This is a genomic window from Leucobacter sp., assembly GCF_053528595.1.
The window spans coordinates 1-17,744 of record NZ_JAIVPF010000053.1 but is presented as its reverse complement, the minus strand read 5'-3'; the positions used below and the strand labels follow the sequence as shown (position 1 = coordinate 17,744).

Sequence of the window (17,744 nt, the reverse complement as noted above, 5' to 3'; positions counted from 1 at the left end):
TTCTACCGGCAGATCGCGTGGATGCATGCGGAGGGGTTGTCGACGGGCATCAAGCAGCCCGTGGGCAAGCCGGTGTACGCGCCGAAGGCGAACGTGACCCGCGAGGCCATGGCCGCCTTCCTCTACCGCGCCGAACACTGAGAGCCCGTCACCCTGCGGGAGCGGCGAGCGCAGTCGCAGAATCCATGCCGATGGATTCTGCGACTGCGTCCGCCGCGCTCTCTCCGCGCAGGATGACCGGTGGAGGTGCGCCGCCCGCCGCTCGGCCGGTGGAGGTGCGCCGCGAGAGTCGGCGGAGCCGGCGGGGGTCTATTCGGCCGGACGCTGGCGGGCGTAGACGATGAGGTTGTCGGGCGCTTCGAGACGCGACGCCTCGAAGAAGCAGGTGATGAGCACGAGCCGTCCGGGCTCGTTGCGCCACACGGTCTCGAGGTCGGTGATCGCGGTCTTGTCCTGCCGCTCCGTCGCCAGCACCTCGTAGAGCACTCGGCCCTCATCGGTGCGCAGCACGATCTCGTCGCCGGGCTCCAGCAGCGACCGCTGGCGATCGAGATCCACCAGCGGGTCGAACACGGCGTCGCCCGTGCTCGAGGTGTGGCCGACGAGATAGACGGTGTTGTCGGTGCCGACGCCGGGAAGGCCGTAGTCCGAGAGCCAGAACGCGTCGTCCGCGGTGGGCGGATCCAGCACCTCCTCGGAGCCGACGGCGAGGGGCTCGACCGGTGCGTCGAAGCCGAGCACGGGGATCTCGAGCGCGACGGGCGGCGAGGCCGGGGCGTCGTCGATCTGCTCGGCGAGCGAGTCGACCGCGACCCGCTCCCCGCTCGCCGCCGCGGGGCGCTCGGCACCGAGCAGCCGCCACGCGCCGACCCCGAAGACCCCGATTCCGACCAGCACCACGACCAGCACCGCGATCGAGAGCGGTCGCGGGCGTACGCGGCTCACGGTCCACCGCCCGCCGGGGCGCTCGCCGCACCCGGCGTGCTCGTCGCCGCGGCGCCGCTCTGCGAGGGTGCGCGCCGCGTGCCGAAGAGGACCACCCCGGCAGCGCAGAGGATGAGCAGCGCCGCGCCGAGCAGCATCAGCTGCTCCGGCCCGCTCAGCGAGAGCCCGGCGGCTCGCGGTTCCCCCAGCTGCTCGTCGGTGAGGAGCAGCGGGTCGTCGTCGATCCCGGCCCCCTCGGGATCATCGGCGTTCGACGCGGACCGGGGAGTGCCGGGCACCTCGACGGCCACCCACCCCGCGAAGTCCCCCTTCGCCGAGGTGAATGCGAAGCGGTAGGTCCCGGGCGAGAGGCGCGCGACGTCGATGCGCAGCTCGCCGTCGTCGTTGACTCTGATCCAGTCGACCGGGGTCTTGCTGGGGTACACGTGCAGGAAGAACCAGTCGCCCGGTCGGGAACCCGGGATCGTGACGTGCGCGATCCCGTCCTCGACGCGCACGACGATGTCGCCGCTGTTCGCCCGCGTGAGCTGGTTCGCCGTCGCGACGGGCGGCTCGGGCGTGAAGGTCGGCTTCGGGAGGGACTGGGCCGACGGCGCGCGGCTGCCCGAGCCGCCCGTGGCGGTGGGTGCGCCAGGCGTCGGGTCGGGTGCCGGCTCCTGGGGCCGCTGACCGGTCCCCGAACCGCCGGGCCCGTCGGTCGGCGAGCCGTTCCCCCCGTCGCCGGGCTGATTGTTGCCGCCGTCGCCCGGCGGCACGACCGGGGGCTCGGGAACGACGATCTGAGGCTCGGGAGCCTGCGCCTCGGCCGGGGAGACCCAGGTCACGGCGTTCAGCATCACCTGCGCGGCGGCGGGCGACCAGTTGCGGGCGTCGACGGCGTTGGACGAGCCGTGCAGCGCGAGGAGCACGTGGCGATTGTTCGCGCGCTCGTCCACGGCGATCCCGGATCCGAGCGCCGTGGGGATCCTGGCGCGGTCGTCGTCCGGGTCCGCGTGCTGGTAGATCGACTCGGCGATGACGGTCGGCGCGGTACCGGTGAGACCGTCGAACCACGCCGCGCTCTTGGAGCCGTTCGCGCTGTTCTGCACGATCACGCCTCCGACTCCGAGGGCATCGGGGCTGAGCAGACCGCCGGCGAAGATCGGGTGCTCCCGGGTGACGCGGTAGGCGACCTCGGCGGCGGTGCGATCGTCCGCCGTCTCCCGCGACGCCGGGTTGCCGATCCGGGAGTGCAGCGTGCCGATGCCGCTGTCGGCGCTGCGTCCGAGGTCGAGCCACACCACCCCCGTGCCCGAGGCGTCGGTGGCGGCGATCGCGGCCTCGACCTCGGCGGCGCTCGCACCGCCGAGGGGGGTGTCCCAGACGACGGCGTCGTAGCTGTCGAGCGGTGCGGGGGCGGCCGCGAGCGACGCCGCGTGCGCGACCAGGAAGCCGTTCTCCTCGAGGAGCGTCGCCGTGCGGTCTCCCTCCAGGCCGTTGAGCACGAGCACGGAGTTGAGATCGGCGAGCCGGAAGCCGACGGTGGTCTCGAGCGCCGCGAGCACCGGTGCGGCGCCCGAGAGGAGCTCGCGCTTGCCGGGAGCCGAGGCCCGGAGCCGGTACTCCCCGGCGGGCAGGCCGGTGAGGCGGTAGCTGCCGTCGGCCGCAGTGGTCGTGGAGATGTCCTGGCCCATCACCGCGACGACGGCTCCCTCGATGGGGGTGCCGCTGGCGTGATCGAGCACGGTTCCGGCGATCGAGCCGACGGTGATGGGCTTCATCCGCACCTGCACCTGCGCGAACGACCCCTCCCGCACGGCGACCCGGGCCGTCGTCGCGTCCTCGTAGCCGAACCGGGTGATCGCCAGCGTGTACTCCCCGGGCACGAGCCGCGCGGTGAACCGTCCCTGGGCGTCCGTCGTCCAGGTCTCGCCGCGCTCGGCGTAGCTGACGGTCGCACCGGACACGGGCCGGCCCGTCGCGGAATCGGTGAGCACGCCCTTGACGCCGGACTGGCCCTGCACGAGGGAGATCGCCGCGTGCACGTCGATGCGGCCGTGGCCGTAGCGGGTGTCGGGGTAGACCGCGCCCTGGTCCTCCCCGGGGCGATGGGCGGTCTGCTCGAGCGCGTCCTGGATCTGGGACACCGTGAGACCGCCCTGGGCCGACTTGATGAGCGCCGCGGCTCCGGCGACGTGCGGCGTGGCCATCGAGGTGCCGCTCGAGTTGCCGTACAGGCCCCCGGGCATCGCCGAGAACACCGCGACCCCCGGAGCCGACACGTCGGGCTTGGTGTAGCTCGCCGGCCAGCCGAACTGCTCCGCGACGCTCGCCGACCACGACACCGTTCCGCCGCTCGATCCGCTGCTCACCGCGTCGTCCGCGTCCGTCATGCCGACGCCCACGGCGTTGTAGAAGTTGCCCGGAGCGGAGGTGGTGTTCGCCCCGCTGTTGCCGATGGCGATGGCCGGGAAGATCCCCGCGTCGCGCACGTTCTGGATCGCGGTCGCCATCCTGGCGTCGAAGCCGCCCGACCCGAGCGACATGTTGATCACGTCGGCCGCGCGGCCCGCGGGGCGCCCCGATCCGTCGTACGGCGACATCGCCCACTCGAGCGCGGCGTAGATCTTCGCGGTGCTGCCGCCGCCGCTGAGCACGTTCGCCGCCATCAGCTCGGCGCTCGGCGCCACGCCGATCTGCGTGCCCGACGAGGCGCCGCCCACGATCGTCCCCGCGACGTGGGTGCCGTGCGAGCCGGGATCGGTGGGCTTGGTGGTCAATGGGTTGCCGAGCCGGTCGAAGTTCATCCAGCCGCCGGGATAGCTCGGGTCTCCCGTGCCGCGGCCGACCAGCCTGCTCCCGATCTCGGGGTGCGTGGCGTCGACGCCGGTGTCGAGCACCGCGACCCTGACGCCCTCGCCCCGCACGCCGAAGTCGCGCCACGCCTCGTGCGCGTTGATCCGCTCGATGCCGTAGGTGTTCGGGGGTGAGGTCTCGCCCTCCGCCGCGAGCGGCGCCGCCTCTTCGACCGGCACCTCGGCCTCGACCGCCTCGGGTGCGGTTTCCTCGAGCGGCTCGACGGTGTAGTTCGGGGTGATCTCGGTGGCCCCGGGCAGGGCCGCGAGTGCGGCGAGCGTCGCGTCAGAGGCGTCCGCGGACACCAGGATCGACTGCGCGACCCAGAACCGGCCCAGTACCTCGACCCGCCCCGAGCGCTCCAGCTCCCGGAGCCGGGAGTCGACCCGCTCCCACCGCGCGTCCGCGGCGGACTGCAGCGAGGAGGAGGCGAGCTCCGGATCGCCCTGGGCCGCGGGGGCGACGCCGGCGTCGGCGAAGTAGACGATGAGCTCGACACGGCCCGACCCCCGGTCGACCCAGTCCTCGTCCGAGGTCCCGGAGGCGTCCGGATCCTCGGCCCCCTCATCGGCCGCCGGCTGGTCCGCGTCCCCGGTCCCCGACCCGACATCCGCGCCGGCCTCCAACGCGGCCTCGTCGGCTCCCCAGCCGGCGAAGGCGAACGGGGAAGGCTGCTCCTCGGGCTGCAACGCCCCGATCGCGTCGGTCACCGCGGGGTTCACGGTCGCGGGATCAGAGGAGGACGCGAGCGCAGCGGCGTCCGCCCCGCCCCAGGCGGGACCCATCCCCGAGAGCAGCACACCGGCCGACAGGACGCCGGCGAGGAGGGCGCGGAGAAGCGGGTTCCCGCGGCGGCGCGGCCCGGCCGGTGAGAGTGTTCGGTGCACGTGGGTTCCTCGGTGTCGTCTGGGGCGCGGGCGTCCGCCGGAGAAGCGGGAATCGCGGAGCGCCGGGCCTCGGTCATCGGATCGAGATGGCACATCTGATCATAGATAGGCTAGCCTAACTTACGTCGGATGGATTGACGCCTGCGGGACCACACCCGCGGAAGGCCCCCCGAGGTGCGGGATCGCACCCACGCGAAGGATTGAGACCCCTCGAAATGAATACGACACCAGTGCGCGTGCCGCGGCGAGTCCGTCATGTCGCCGCGGCGCTCGCGCTCGCGCTCTCGCTCGCGGGCTGCGCGGCGTTCGGCGGCGGATCGCCGCAGGTCGCCGACCGCTCGGAGGCGACGGGCCCCAGGAGCTTCGAGGGCCCGGACACGGCGCTGCTGCAGTCCACCGACATCGAACCCATCGCCGAGCATCCGGAGCCGGAACTCCCCGTGTCGTTCACGGGCCTCGACGACGTGACGGTGGAGGTGACCGACACGAGCCGCATCCTGGCGCTCGACGGCACCGGGAGCATCGCGTCGGTGGTGTTCGGCCTGGGCTTCGGCCCGAACGTCGTGGGGCGCGACCTGACCACCGGCTTCGATTCCGCGAAGCACCTGCCGCTCGTCATGGACACGCACACGCTCAACGCGGAGTCGATCCTGGAACTGGACCCGACGCTGATCCTCACCGACTACAGCGTCGGCCCCTACGACGTGCAACTGCAGATGCGCAACGCCGGGATCCCGGTGATCTTCTTCGACCCCGCCGACGACATCGACGACATCCCGCGTCTCATCGGCGACATCGCCACCGCGCTCGGCGTGCCGGAGCTCGGCGAGGAGTACGTGGTCGACTTCCGCGAGCGGCTCGATCGGACCCTCGCCAGGATCGAGGCCGTCGCCCCGCAGGCCGAGGAGGAGCGCGTGCGCATGGTCTTCCTCTACATGCGCGGCAGGGCCGGCGTCTACTACATGTACGGCAACGACCCCGACGGCACCCGGGGCATCGCCGGCGTGCTGATCGAGGAACTCGGCGGCATCGATGTGGCGGGCGAGGAGGAGTGGGTGAGCGGATCGCTCACCGCCGAGGGGCTCATGAAGCTCGAACCCGATCTGATCCTCATGCTCACCCTCGGCCTCGAATCCGTCGGCGGCGTCGAGGGACTGCTGGAGATCCCCGGCGTCGCGCAGACGCCGGCGGGCGGGCAGCAGCGCGTGGTCGACATGAGCGACTACGAGATGTTCACGTGGGGGCCGCGCACGCCGGAGGTGCTGGAGGCGCTCGCCGAGGCGATCTACCGCGTCGATCTCTCGGAGGTGGAGGTCTCGTGAGCTCCCGATTCATCGATACACCCGAGGGGGCGACCCCGGCGCCGCGCGCCGCGCGCCTCGAAGATCCCGCGGCCGACGCGCTCCCGCGGATCCTCGCCTACGACGCGGAGCCGGCGTCGCTGCCCAAGCCGCACCGGGGCAAGGTGACGCTGCTCTTCATCGTGCTCGGTCTCGGCCTGGTCCTCGCCGCGCTGCTCTCCGCCGCGCTCGGCCAGATGCAGATCCCCATCACGGAGGTCGTGGGGTCGCTCTGCCGCCGAGCCGGCCTGGCGTGCGGGGCAGCGCCGAGCCACCCCAACACCGATGCCGCGCTGTGGGAGGTGCGCTTTCCGCGCGTCGCGCTCGCGATCTTCGTGGGGGCCGCGCTCGCCGCTGCGGGCGCGATCATGCAGGGCGTGTTCGGCAATCCCCTCGCCGACCCCGGGATCATCGGCGTCTCCTCGGGGGCCGCCGTCGGCGCGAGCCTCATGATCGTCACCGGACTCGCGGCCGGGAGCGCCTTCGCGATCCCGATCGGCGCCTTCGTCACCGGCATCGGCACGTCGTTGCTCATCTACTCGATATCGCGCTCCCGCGGCCGGTCCGAGGTGATCACGCTGATCCTCGTCGGCATCGCGGTGAACGCGTTCGGCGGGGCCGCGCTCGCGCTCATGACCTTCGCCGCGACCATGAATCAGCGGGAGCAGATCGTCTTCTGGCAGATGGGCAGCCTCGCTGGCGCGCTCTGGGAGTCGGTGCTCACGGTCGTGCCGCTGCTCGTGATCGGCCTCGTCTTCGCCTGCCTCATCGCGGGCAAGCTCGATCTGCTGAGCCTCGGCGACGACGCGGCCAGGCACCTGGGCCTGAACATCGAGCGGCTGCGCATCGGCGCGATCCTCATCGTCGCCCTGCTCACGGCGGCCGCCGTCGCCTTCGCGGGCATCATCGGCTTCGTCGGGCTCGTCGTGCCGCACCTCATCCGCATGCTGGTCGGCCCCGGCCACCGGGTGCTCGTCCCGGCGAGCGCACTCGGCGGCGCGGTGCTGCTCGTCGCCGCCGACACCTTCGCGCGCACGGCCGTCGCATACGCGGAGCTGCCCCTCGGCATGCTGACCGCCCTCATCGGCGGGCCGTTCTTCTTCTTCCTGATCAAGCGGAGCCGAGGCCGGAACTGGGGGTGGCTGTGAACCCGATCCCAGGATTCCGTGTGCCGGCGGCGCCCGTCCGCCTCGAGCCCGGAGCCGTCGCGCTCGAGGGGAGCGGGGTCTCCGTGAGCCTCGGCGGCAGGACGATCGTGTCGGGAGCCGACTTCTCGGTGCGCATCGGCGAGATCGTCGCGATCATCGGACCCAACGGCGCCGGCAAGTCGACGCTGCTCGGCGCGATCGCGGGCGATCATCCCTACGGGGGATCGATCCGGCTCGCGGGCCGGGAGATCTCAGACTGGAGCAATCGCGAGCTCGCCCTGCGCCGCTCGGTGCTGCGCCAGAGCAACGCCATCAGCTTCCCCTTCGACGTCGTCGACGTCGTCAAGATGGGACGCGCGCCCTGGCGGGGTCTCTCGACGGTGGAGGAGGATGACCGCGTCATCGCCCAGGAACTGCTGCGCAGCGACACGTTCCAGTTCGCCGAGCGCGCCTTCACCTCGCTCTCCGGCGGCGAGCGCGCGCGGGTGTCGCTCGCCAGGGTCATGACGCAGCGCGCCTCGCTGCTGCTGCTCGACGAGCCGACCGCGGCGCTCGACATCAACTACCAGGAGCAGGTGCTCGCGCTCGCCAGGCGCTATGCCCGGCAGGGCAACGCGGTGGTCGTGGTGCTCCACGATCTCGCGGCGGCGGCGGCCTACGCCGACCGTGTGATGCTGATCGCCGACGGCGGTGTGCGGGTGTTCGGCGCCCCCGAGAAGGTGCTCACGGCGGAGCTGCTGAGCGAGGTGTACCGCCATCCCGTCCGCGTACTGCGCGACGGCGACGGCGCGCTCGTCGTGCTGCCCGTCAGATTCGCCGACGAGGATCCGGGTGCGACGTCGGTGGAGGAATCGGGGGAGGCGCCGGGCGGGGCACCGGGGGAGGCCGCGCTCGGCGCGCGGCAGCAGGGTTCGGCAGGGAACGAGGAGCAGGAATGACGACAGCAGTACTCCGGCGCGGCGCGCGACCGAATGATGGGACCCGGGTGCTCGGGCTGCTCCTGCTCGGGGCGCTGCTCGCGCTGCTCGCCGTCGTGTCGCCGGCGTCGGCCGCGCACGCCGCGGGACGGGTGGACGTGTCGGCGGCACCGGCCGTCGACGGCTCGACCACGGTGACGCTCACCGGATCCGGTTTCCAGTACGTGCCCAACGCCCCCGGCGGCATCTACGTGTTCTTCGGGGCGGTCTCGGATCCCGGGACGAACTCCTGGGCTCCCAGCCAGGGCGGCAGATCCGGGTCCACCTTCGGTTACGCGAGCGCCTCGGGATCGCAGCTGCTCGTCGGCTTCGCGGGCGGCGACTCCGCGTCGGCCTCGACCTCGCTGATCGACGCGAACGGCGACTGGACGGCCCAGATGACCATCCCGGGCGCCGTCTTCGACTCGGTCTCGGGCAACCCGCACGCCGGCGAGAGCCAGGCGGGCGGGCGGATCGACTGCCTGCAGGTGCAGTGCGGCATCATCACCATCGGCGCGCACGGCATGGTCAACGCGAACAACGAGTCGTTCACCCCGGTCGCCTTCGTGACCGCGAGCGGCGCGCTCGAGTCGGGCACCACGGGCCAGAGCTTCACGGACGACGCCACGGTGATCGACATCCCGGCGGAGGAGCCGGCAGCCACGGGCTCCGAGGAGCCCGCGCAGGAGACCGAGCGCGACGCGGCCGGAGAGCCGGATGCGGCGCCGGCCGACGAGGCGGCCGCGGCCGCAGCCTCGGCCGACGAGGGGCTCGACACGTCGCTGCTCGCGCTCGGGGCGCTCGGCATCGCGGTGCTGGCGCTGCTGGCCGCGGTGGTGTTCGCCCTCGTGCGGCGGACGAGGGCGAAATCCGCAGCGGCAGCGCATCCCACAACAGAAGAAGGAGTCAGCGAGTGAACAGGCGAATCAGTACGAGCCCCCTCCGGCGCGGTCTGCTGCGGGGAAGCGCGGCGGCCCTCGCGACGGTGCTGCTCGGATTCGGCGCGGTCGCCCCGGCGCACGCCGAGCCGGTCGAGCACGAACCGGCCGCGGCGGGCGTCGAGGTGACCGGAGGATCGGTGCAGTGGATCGTGCGCAGCACCATCCGCAACTACCTCGAGAACTTCGGCCACACCGAGGGCTACGTCGACGCCGCCCAGGGCGCGAGCTACACCCGGGGTGCGCCGCACATCGAGTTCCCCGTGCAGTCGGGCTCCGTCGATCCGGAGGCCGGCACCGCTAGCCTGCGCGTCGGCGGCGAGGTCGAGATGCGCGGTTTCGGCGAGGCCTGGCTGCACTTCGAGGACATCCGCCTCGACATCGCCGACGAGCGCATCACGGTGACCGTCGACATGATCGAGAGCTACAACGTGAAGACCCGCACCGATGATCTGGTGCTCTCGACCTTCGACCTGCCCGAGGGCGGATTGACGATCGAGGACGACGAGCTGCAGCTGACCACCGAGCGCGGTGCGTTCCCGGACGTCGTGGCCCTCGAGCATCTGCCCTCCTACGGCGGCCCCACCTACGCCCATCCCAACAACTGGACGGATCCGCTCTCGCTGCATCTCACCTTCGGCGAGGGCGGCGGCGAGGATCCGGGCGGCGAGGATCCGGGTGGGAACCCCGGCGGAGAGGATCCCGCGACCGGCCCCTACGGAGCGAGCACCGGAACGCCCTACCCCGATACGACCGCCACCATCCGGGTGACCCCGGGGTATGCGATCGCACCGGACGGGAGCACCCCGGTCAAGATCGAGGGCTTCGGATTCGACCCCGGCCCCGCCGTCGCGCCCGGCACCGGATCCGGCGGCATCTACGTGGGCCTCGGAACGATGAAGGACTTCGGGAATCCCGAGAAGTGGCGGCGCAGCAAGGGCGGGTCGAGCGGCCCGGTCGGCATGGGCGACTACACCTACGGCGCCCCCATGTTCGTGGGCAATCAGGGCAGCGGCGACGCCGACGTGGCCGACGCGGTGATGAACGCGAGCGGTTACTGGAGCTACACCATGACGATCCCCGGCAAGGACATCCCCAGCTTCTTCGGCGACACCATCGACTGCGTGGCCCTGCAGTGCGGCTTCTTCTCGTTCGGCGCCCATGGCGCCGTCAAGGCCGCCAACGAGGCATTCACCCCGATCTTCTTCGAGGGGCAGGACGAGACCGGCTGGCCCGACCGCGACACCGGCGAGGAGCCGACGCCCGTGGACCCGATCACACCCGACAAGCCGTCGAGCGATCCGTCGACGCTGCCCGGGGAGAGCGGGCTCACCGGCGCGAACCGAGGCGGGGTGACGGTCGAGGTCTCAGGCGGCCAGGCACGGCTGACCGTCGGTTCCGCCTACCAGAACACCTGGGTCGGCGCCGTCGTCTACTCGGACCCGGAGTTCGCGGGCTGGTACCTCGTTCCCGCCAACGGCCGCGTCACCGTCCCGCTGCCCTCGGGTCTCGCGGCCGGAGACCACCGGATCGCCGCGATCGACGCCGACGAGAACCTGATCGGCTGGGCCCCGTTCACGATCGAGGAGCAGAAGCCCGCGCCGTCCGATGGCACGAAGGACCCGCACGGCACGAGCACCGGAAAGAACGACCTGGGCGCATCGCTCACCGTCGCCCCCGCCTACTCGCTCAACGACCGCGATCAGAAGGTCACCGTCACGGGCAGCGGATACGCGACCGACAACAACGGCGACACCGCCGGGGGCGCCTACATCCTGTTCGGCTGGGTCGACAAGATGCCGTCGCAGGGCGGCTCGATGTCGGCCGGCGACTACGTCTACGCCGACGGCCAGGAGACCTATCAGTGGATGGTGAGCTACCCGGGCAGCAGCACCCAGCCGGGCACCCCGGTCATGACCGCCGACGGCGACTGGGAGACGGAGTTCACCCTCTACGGCTCGGAGTTCACGAGTGCGAACGGCGTGACGGTCGACTGCTACGAGGTGCAGTGCGGCGTGTTCACGATCGGTGCGCACGGCAAGGTGAACGCCGGTGTCGAGGTCTTCGCCCCGGTCTACTTCGACGCCGACGGCTCGAGCGTCGACCCGACCGCGAAGCCGCCGGTGCAGACGCCTCCGCCCCCGTCGGCGAACCCGAACGCGCTGCCCGCCGGCCAGGGCCAGAACGCCGGGGTCGGCGTCAACGGCGGCCTGATCGCGGCCGTGGCGCAGCCATCCGAAGCCCGCACGCTGATGATCGCCGGGCTGCTGATCGTGAGCGTCGGCCTGCTCGGTGCGGCGCTGCTCAGATCGCGCCGCACGTCGGAGACACCGCTCCCGGCTGCCGGCTGAAACCGCTTGCGGGCCGGAGCGCTGGCACGCTCCGACCCGCATCACAGGGCGCCGAGGCGCCGATCCCCATCCCCAGCACGCAAACGCAGAGAAAAGGGAAGTAATGAAGGTAACACGCTCGACCGAGCCCAGAGATCAGGCAGGAGGGTGGCGTCGGAATCTGATCTCCGCCGCAGGCGTGGGCACCGCCTCCGCCCTGCTGCTGAGCAGCCTGGTGGCGTCGCCCGCACTCGCCGCCCCGAACGGTTCCCAGACGGGAACCGGAACGAACCACGAGACGCTGACGCCCACCCTCACCGTCAGCCCCGGCTACGAGGTGAACCCCGACGGAGACACGGTGCTCACCCTGGAGGGCGACGGGTACGCCACCCAGAACCAGTGGGGCTCGAACTTCGGCGGAGCCTACCTGCTGTTCGGGGTCGTGACGCCGAGGAACGCGGGTGATCCCGGCAGCTGGGCGCCCACCAAGCAGGGCGTCAGCGGCACCAACTACGACTACGCCGCAGGAGCCGGCGTCTACCAGTCCCTGATCAACTACCCCGGCAACGGCACCGAGCCCGGTCTCGGGTTCATGGACCAGAACGGCGACTGGACCTCCACGCTGACCATCCCCGGCGCCCGGTTCGAGAGCCAGGCGGGCAACCAGATCGACTGCCTCGTGCAGCAGTGCGGCGTGATCACGATCGGCGCGCACGGCTCGCAGAGCGCCGGCGTCGAGGTCTTCACGCCGGTGACCTTCGCGGCGGAGAACTGGGAGGCCATCGCGCCGACCTTCTCCACCCAGCCCGCCGACCAGACGGTCGAGCTCGGTGGCGACGCGACGTTCACCGCGGAGGCCGCGGGCGACCCCGCCCCGAGCTACCAGTGGCAGTCGCGGCTGGGCCAGGGGGCCGCATTCGAGGACATCGCCGGCGCGACCTCGTCGTCGCTGACGGTGCCGAACGCTCAGCTCGCCGACAACGGCCGCGAGTACCGGGTGCTCGCGACCAATGAGGCGTCGCAGGTGCCCTCGGGCACGGCGAAGCTGACCGTGGTCGTGAGCGATCCCGAGAACGAGACCACCACGGCCGTGACCGCGCAGGCGTCGGGCGATTTCCCGGCCGACTTCGCCGGTGAGGACGTGGTCGTCACGGCGACCGTGACGCCCGCGGCGGCCGAGGGAACGGTGGAGTTCTTCGCCGGTGAGACCAGCCTGGGCACGGCCCCCGCGACCGAGGGCACCGCGACCCTCACGACCACCGGCTTCACCGGCGGGGCCCATCGGGTCACGGCCGTGTTCACGCCGTCGAACCCCGTGGTGTACGGATCGTCGGAGTCCTCCGCGGTCACCTACCGCATCGTCGATCTCGCTCGCGTCGTCGACGACATCGCCGTGACCGCGCCGGTGCGGACGATCTCCGGTGCGGAGTTCAGCTGGTCGGTCGCCAACTACTACAGCTCGGTCGGGTACGAGTTCGGCAAGCAGGCGCTCTCGGGCGACGTGACGATCGAGGATCCGGTCGAGGGCGACAAGGAGTACAACTCCAACCGCACCTTCGACTTCACCGGAGGGACGGGCACGCAGGACGCGGCCGGGAACACGGTCGTCGAGTACACCGGCGAGGTGCGCCTGACCTCGGGAAGCGCGAGTCAGTGGAACTTCGCCGATCCCGCCGTGCACGTCAACGCCGCGGGCGAGGGATACGTCACCGCGGAGTTCTCCGGCTACTTCAAGCTCGAGGGCCTGGCCGAGTACGACTACGAGCCCCGGCGTGTGACCGTCGCGACCTTCACGGGGGCCGAGCCCGCGACGGACGGCGCGATCACCTCCTTCACGGTGGCGCCGATCTGGGAGGGACAGGCCGCCGCGGGCACGTGGGCCGGCGAGTTCACGGGGTCGTTCCCCAACGAGTTCACCTCCCTGCTGTACTCGGGCATCCGCTCCTTCTTCTTCCAGACGGGCACCTCCGGCGCGAACCTGACCAAGCCGGTGCAGCCGATCTCGGTGAGTTACGAGGTCGAGGCGGCGCAGCCGACCGAGACGACCACGACCCTCGCGGCGCAGGCGACGGGGGCGTACCCGACCGACTTCGCCGGTGAGGACGTGGCACTCGCGGCCACCGTCGCACCGGCCGCTCCCGGCAGCGTCGAGTTCTTCGCGGGCGCGACGAGCCTGGGCGCCGCCGTCGTGACCGAGGGAGCCGCTGCGCTCACCACCGACGCCCTCGCCGGCGGTGCGCACCAGGTGAAGGCCGTCTTCACCCCGGAGGACCCTGCCGCCCACGCCGCCTCGGAGTCGGCGGAGCGGACCTACCGCATCGTCGATCTCGAGCCGGTCGTGCCGGCGATCACGCTGGGCAAGCACACCAAGACCGTGTCCGACGCCGAGCTCCGGTGGTCCGTCGCGAACTGGGTGAGCTTCAACGCGGGTCCCGGCAAGGAGGTCGTCGACGGGAACGTCGCGCTCGCCGCGCTGCCCGAGACGCCCACGGTCGAGGACCGTGCGAACCGGGACTTCGTATTCTCCGATGGCTCGGGGTTCGTGGATGCCGCGGGCAACAGCGCGATCGAGTTCGAGGGGACGATCCGGCTCACGTCGGGCTCGCTGCCGCGGTGGACCATCAGCGACCCGCGGGTGCACACCACCGCGGCCGGTGACGGGTACATCACGGCCGAGGTGAAGACCGAGTACTTCGGCAGCCTGGTCGGCGGCGAGGACGAGGAGTTCTCACCCGGCCGCATCGTGGTGGCGACGTTCCTCGGCGGCACGGCCTCCGTGAACGGGAAGAGCGTCTCCTTCGACGCGACCCCGGTCTTCGAGGGTCAGGTGGCCGCGGGAACCTGGGCCGGCGCCTTCACCGGCGCGACGCTCACGAACCAGTTCCTGCAGTACGTCAACAGCGGTGTGCGCGCGTTCCTTTACCAGAGCGGCACCACGGGGTCGAACCTGACGAAGCCGGGCCGGCCGATCGGCGTGAGCTACGCGACGAGCGACATCACGAAGCCGGTCGACCCCGAGCCGGTCGACCCCGAGCCGGTCGATCCGAAGCCGCTGCCGTTCACGGACGTGTCCAAGGGCGCGAAGTTCTACACCGAGATCGACTGGATGTTCCAGAACGGCCTGACGACGGGTGTGAAGCAGTCGGACGGCTCGGTCGCGTACCAGCCGAAGGCCGGCGTGTCGCGCGAGGCCATGGCGGCGTTCCTCTACCGCCTCGAGGGGAGCCCGAGGTTCTCCGCGCCGAAGACCTCGCCGTTCTCCGATCTGAAGCCGAGCGACAAGTTCTACAAGGAGATCACCTGGCTGGCGAGCAAGGGCATCACCACCGGTGTGAAGCAGGCCTCGGGCAAGCCCAAGTTCCTGCCCAAGGAGAAGATCTCGCGCGAGGCGATGGCCGCGTTCATGTACCGCTTCGCGGGCAGCCCGAAGCACACGGTTCCGCGCGCCTCGGCGTTCGCGGATCTCGCGAAGGGCGACAAGTTCTACGCGGAGATCCACTGGATGAAGACCGCGGGCATCACGACGGGTGTGCAGCAGCCGTCGGGGAAGCCCGCGTTCCAGCCGAAGAGCTCGGTGACGCGTGAGGCCATGGCGGCGTTCATCTACCGCCTGAAGCGGTAGCGGGCCGCGCGCCGGGCACCCGCCGGCCGGGCGAGCGGAGCGCGCCGGGATCCGATACCACGGTGATCTCGATTCGCTCCGCCCGCTCGGCCGGCGGACGTGCCGGCCGACCGCGCGGATGGATCGGCGCGGATGGACCCGCGCGGATTCATCGGCACCGGTGAAGCGTTGCCGATGAATCGGCAGACGGGGAAGAAAAAGGGGCAGCACGACATGCCCACGAGAGGAAAAGGACACGAAGTGACGGCGCTTTCAGAGACGCTCCGCCGGGTCTCGTCCGGCGGACACGGCGGCGACAGCTGGACGGGGTCCGAGCAGGAGACCCCGGCCGAGCCGCAGTACTACACGGCCTACCTGCGCGGCGGACTGAACCGCGAGGGCATCGCCGCGCAAGCGGCGCACCACTACCTCATGTACGAGGCGTTGGAGGGCGCGACGGACGCGCAGCTGCGGCGGCATGGACCCGGGTTCGCCTTCGCGATGCCCGAGCTGCGCCGGCTTCCCGCGCTGGAGCAGGACCTCGAGCACTGGATCGGAGCGGACTGGGAGCAGCAGGTCCGACAGCGGTACGCGACCCCCGGGATCCGCGAGTACACGGCCCGGATCGCGGAGACGGCGCACGATTCGCTGCCGCACTTCATCGCCCATCACTACACCCGCTATCTGGCGGACCTCTCCGGCGGTCTGATGATCGCCGAACTGTTCCGCACCAGCTACGGCATCGAGGGCGATGACGGCGTGCGCTTCTACGTGTTCGACGGCATCGAAGATCCCCGTGCCTACAAGGACGAGTACCGTCGCCTCCTCGACGAGACGGAGCTCACGGAGGACGAGAAGCGCACGGTCGCCGAGGAGGTCGCTCTCGCGTACCGCCTCAACAATGCCGCCGGCGCCGACCTCGAGTCGCGATTCGAGGAGTACCGGGCAGCATGATCCGCGGAGTGAATCGTGCGGGGCTCGCCGCGACCGGCGTCGCGCTCTGCCTCGCGATGCTGACCGGGTGCACCGGCGCGGAGGAGACGCCGGGCGGCGCCTCCTCTTCGGACGCGGCGGCGGGCGGGGCCGCATCGCCCGCGGAACCGGTGGACACGACCGACGTGTCCGCGTCGGTCGGCGCGGTGCCGCTGGGCGAGCTGGCCTCGGCCGACGGCGAGCTCGCGGTGGGCGAGGAGATCAGCGTGCTCGTGGACACCCCCGGCATCGAGTGGGAGATCAGCAACAGCGACCCCGATGCGGTCGAGGTCGTGGAGGGCGACGGCGATCCCCGGACCGTGCGCCTCATCGCGCGGGCCGCCGGCGAGTCGCACGTGGAGTTCACGGGCTCGATCGACGACGCGGCCGATGAGATCCTCATCACGGTGCAGGAGTGAGCGCGATGGGGAGCCTCGGATCACTGGCGCGGGCGGGCCTCGGAGCCGGTCTGGTGTGCGCACTGCTGCTGCCCTCGACCGCCGCCGTCGCCGCGGAGCGGGTCGGGGACGGGCCCGGGATCGCCGTGCAGGAGAGCGGTTCCGCCGCGAGCTCCGCAGCGGCCGCGGCGGAGACGAGCGTCGCCGTCTCGCTCCCGCTGCTCGGCGACCACGCGCTGCACGTCGTCGGGCGCAGCGGGGTGGTGCGGGCGACGGTGACCGCCGCGGCCACCGACGAGGCGCCCGATCCCGGTCCGCCCGTCGGCACGGTCGAGTTCTTCGACGGCGACATCCCGCTCGGATCAGCCGCGGTCGTCGCGACGACCGATCGCGCCGGTGTCGCGACGCTCGACACGGACCGCTGGTCGCAGGGTGGGGCCAGGGCGGTCTCGGCCGTGTTCACCCCCGCGGAGGGTGCGGCGTTCGCGGCCTCGGCCTCCGCCTCGGCGCAGACCTACCGGGTGGTCGACACGACGCGGATCGTGCCCGATGTCGAGCTCTCGGGCGACGAGGCCGCTGAGATCCGCGACGCGTCGCTGGAGTGGACCATCGCCAACATCTGGTTCAGCAACTTCGGCGTGGGCTTCGAACGCGAGGCGGTGAGCGGTGACGTCTCCCTGCCCGTGATGCAACCCGGCACGACGACCGCCGAGAAGCAGGCCTACTACTTCAGGCCCTTCACCTTCGCGGGGGGCGTCGGCTCGGCCGACGGAACGGGCAACCGCCGCATCGCCTTCGAGGGCACCGCGCGCCTCACCTCCGGCAGCGGCAATCAGTGGAACTTCGCGGATCCCGAGGTGCGCATCGCGCCGAACGGCGACGGATACATCACCGCGGAGTTCAGCGGCTTCTACAGCGTCGGCACGACGCAGCAGTACGGGCCCGTGCGCGTCACCATCGCGACGTTCTCGGGGGCGCAGCTCGAGCGCGTGGAGTCCGGCGAGGCGGGTGACGGCGGGACGAGTACTGTCGAGGCCCGGATCCCGCTGAACTGGGAGGGTCAGGCCAACGGGCCGGGCACCTGGGCCCACGACTACGACGACTCGTTCCCCAACGAGTTCGTGGCGCTGCTGAATCCCGGAGTGAACCTGTTCTTCGCGCGGAGCGCGGTGGCCACGGACGCGTCGAAGGTGCCGCACCCCGTCACCCTGCGCTTCACCGAGGTCGGCACGGCGGATCCTGTCGATCCGGTGGATCCGGTGGATCCGCAGCCGGCGAAGGATCCGTTCCGTGATGTGTCGAGGTCGGCGAAGTTCTCGCGGGAGATCAATTGGATGGCGGAGCGGGGTCTGTCGACGGGCATCAGGAAGACCGATGCGTCGGGCGGGGTGTAC

At 71.4% G+C, this 17,744-nt stretch carries 11 protein-coding genes; 9 read left to right on the top strand and 2 right to left on the bottom strand.

Translation table 11 applies throughout. The features are described from left to right. Positions 1 to 309: 309 nt before the first annotated feature. Positions 310 to 945: a class F sortase gene (locus ACWKZU_RS10730; protein ID WP_449282317.1), complete on the bottom strand. Its 636-nt coding sequence runs from the start codon at positions 943 to 945 to the stop codon at positions 310 to 312. Then, positions 942 to 4,667, bottom strand: coding sequence for a S8 family serine peptidase (locus ACWKZU_RS10725; protein ID WP_449282316.1), 3,726 nt, complete (start codon positions 4,665 to 4,667; stop codon positions 942 to 944). Before ACWKZU_RS10725 ends, ACWKZU_RS10730 begins: the two co-directional genes overlap by 4 nt. Before the next feature lie 215 nt (positions 4,668 to 4,882). Here ACWKZU_RS10725 and ACWKZU_RS10720 point away from each other — a divergent pair, with 215 nt between their 5' ends. The 9 genes from ACWKZU_RS10720 to ACWKZU_RS10680 form a co-directional block, all read left to right on the top strand. Further along, complete coding sequence (locus ACWKZU_RS10720) at positions 4,883 to 5,989, top strand: heme/hemin ABC transporter substrate-binding protein (protein WP_449282315.1); 1,107 nt, start codon at positions 4,883 to 4,885, stop codon at positions 5,987 to 5,989. Further along, positions 5,986 to 7,155, top strand: coding sequence for a FecCD family ABC transporter permease (locus ACWKZU_RS10715; protein ID WP_449282314.1), 1,170 nt, complete (start codon positions 5,986 to 5,988; stop codon positions 7,153 to 7,155). Before ACWKZU_RS10720 ends, ACWKZU_RS10715 begins: the two co-directional genes overlap by 4 nt. A gap of 20 nt (positions 7,156 to 7,175) precedes the next feature. Beyond that, the gene (locus tag ACWKZU_RS10710; RefSeq protein ID WP_449282313.1) at positions 7,176 to 8,093 is read left to right on the top strand and encodes a heme ABC transporter ATP-binding protein; all 918 of its coding nucleotides are present in this window, start codon (positions 7,176 to 7,178) and stop codon (positions 8,091 to 8,093) included. Beyond that, complete coding sequence (locus tag ACWKZU_RS10705; RefSeq protein WP_449282312.1) at positions 8,090 to 9,028, top strand: hypothetical protein; 939 nt, start codon at positions 8,090 to 8,092, stop codon at positions 9,026 to 9,028. Before ACWKZU_RS10710 ends, ACWKZU_RS10705 begins: the two co-directional genes overlap by 4 nt. Then, positions 9,025 to 11,400 (top strand): HtaA domain-containing protein, encoded by a 2,376-nt coding sequence (locus ACWKZU_RS10700; protein WP_449282311.1) that lies wholly within the window; start codon positions 9,025 to 9,027, stop codon positions 11,398 to 11,400. Before ACWKZU_RS10705 ends, ACWKZU_RS10700 begins: the two co-directional genes overlap by 4 nt. 178 nt (positions 11,401 to 11,578) lie before the next feature. Next, positions 11,579 to 15,001 (top strand): Ig-like domain repeat protein, encoded by a 3,423-nt coding sequence (locus ACWKZU_RS10695; RefSeq protein WP_449282310.1) that lies wholly within the window; start codon positions 11,579 to 11,581, stop codon positions 14,999 to 15,001. 240 nt (positions 15,002 to 15,241) lie between these two features. Further along, a complete protein-coding gene (locus ACWKZU_RS10690; protein WP_449282309.1) occupies positions 15,242 to 15,934 on the top strand; it encodes a biliverdin-producing heme oxygenase in 693 nt (230 codons plus the stop codon). Continuing rightward, positions 15,931 to 16,371: a hypothetical protein gene (locus tag ACWKZU_RS10685; protein ID WP_449282308.1), complete on the top strand. Its 441-nt coding sequence runs from the start codon at positions 15,931 to 15,933 to the stop codon at positions 16,369 to 16,371. Before ACWKZU_RS10690 ends, ACWKZU_RS10685 begins: the two co-directional genes overlap by 4 nt. A 5-nt stretch (positions 16,372 to 16,376) precedes the next feature. Continuing rightward, a partial coding sequence (locus tag ACWKZU_RS10680; RefSeq protein ID WP_449282307.1) for an Ig-like domain-containing protein occupies positions 16,377 to 17,744 on the top strand: 1,368 nt, incomplete at its 3' end.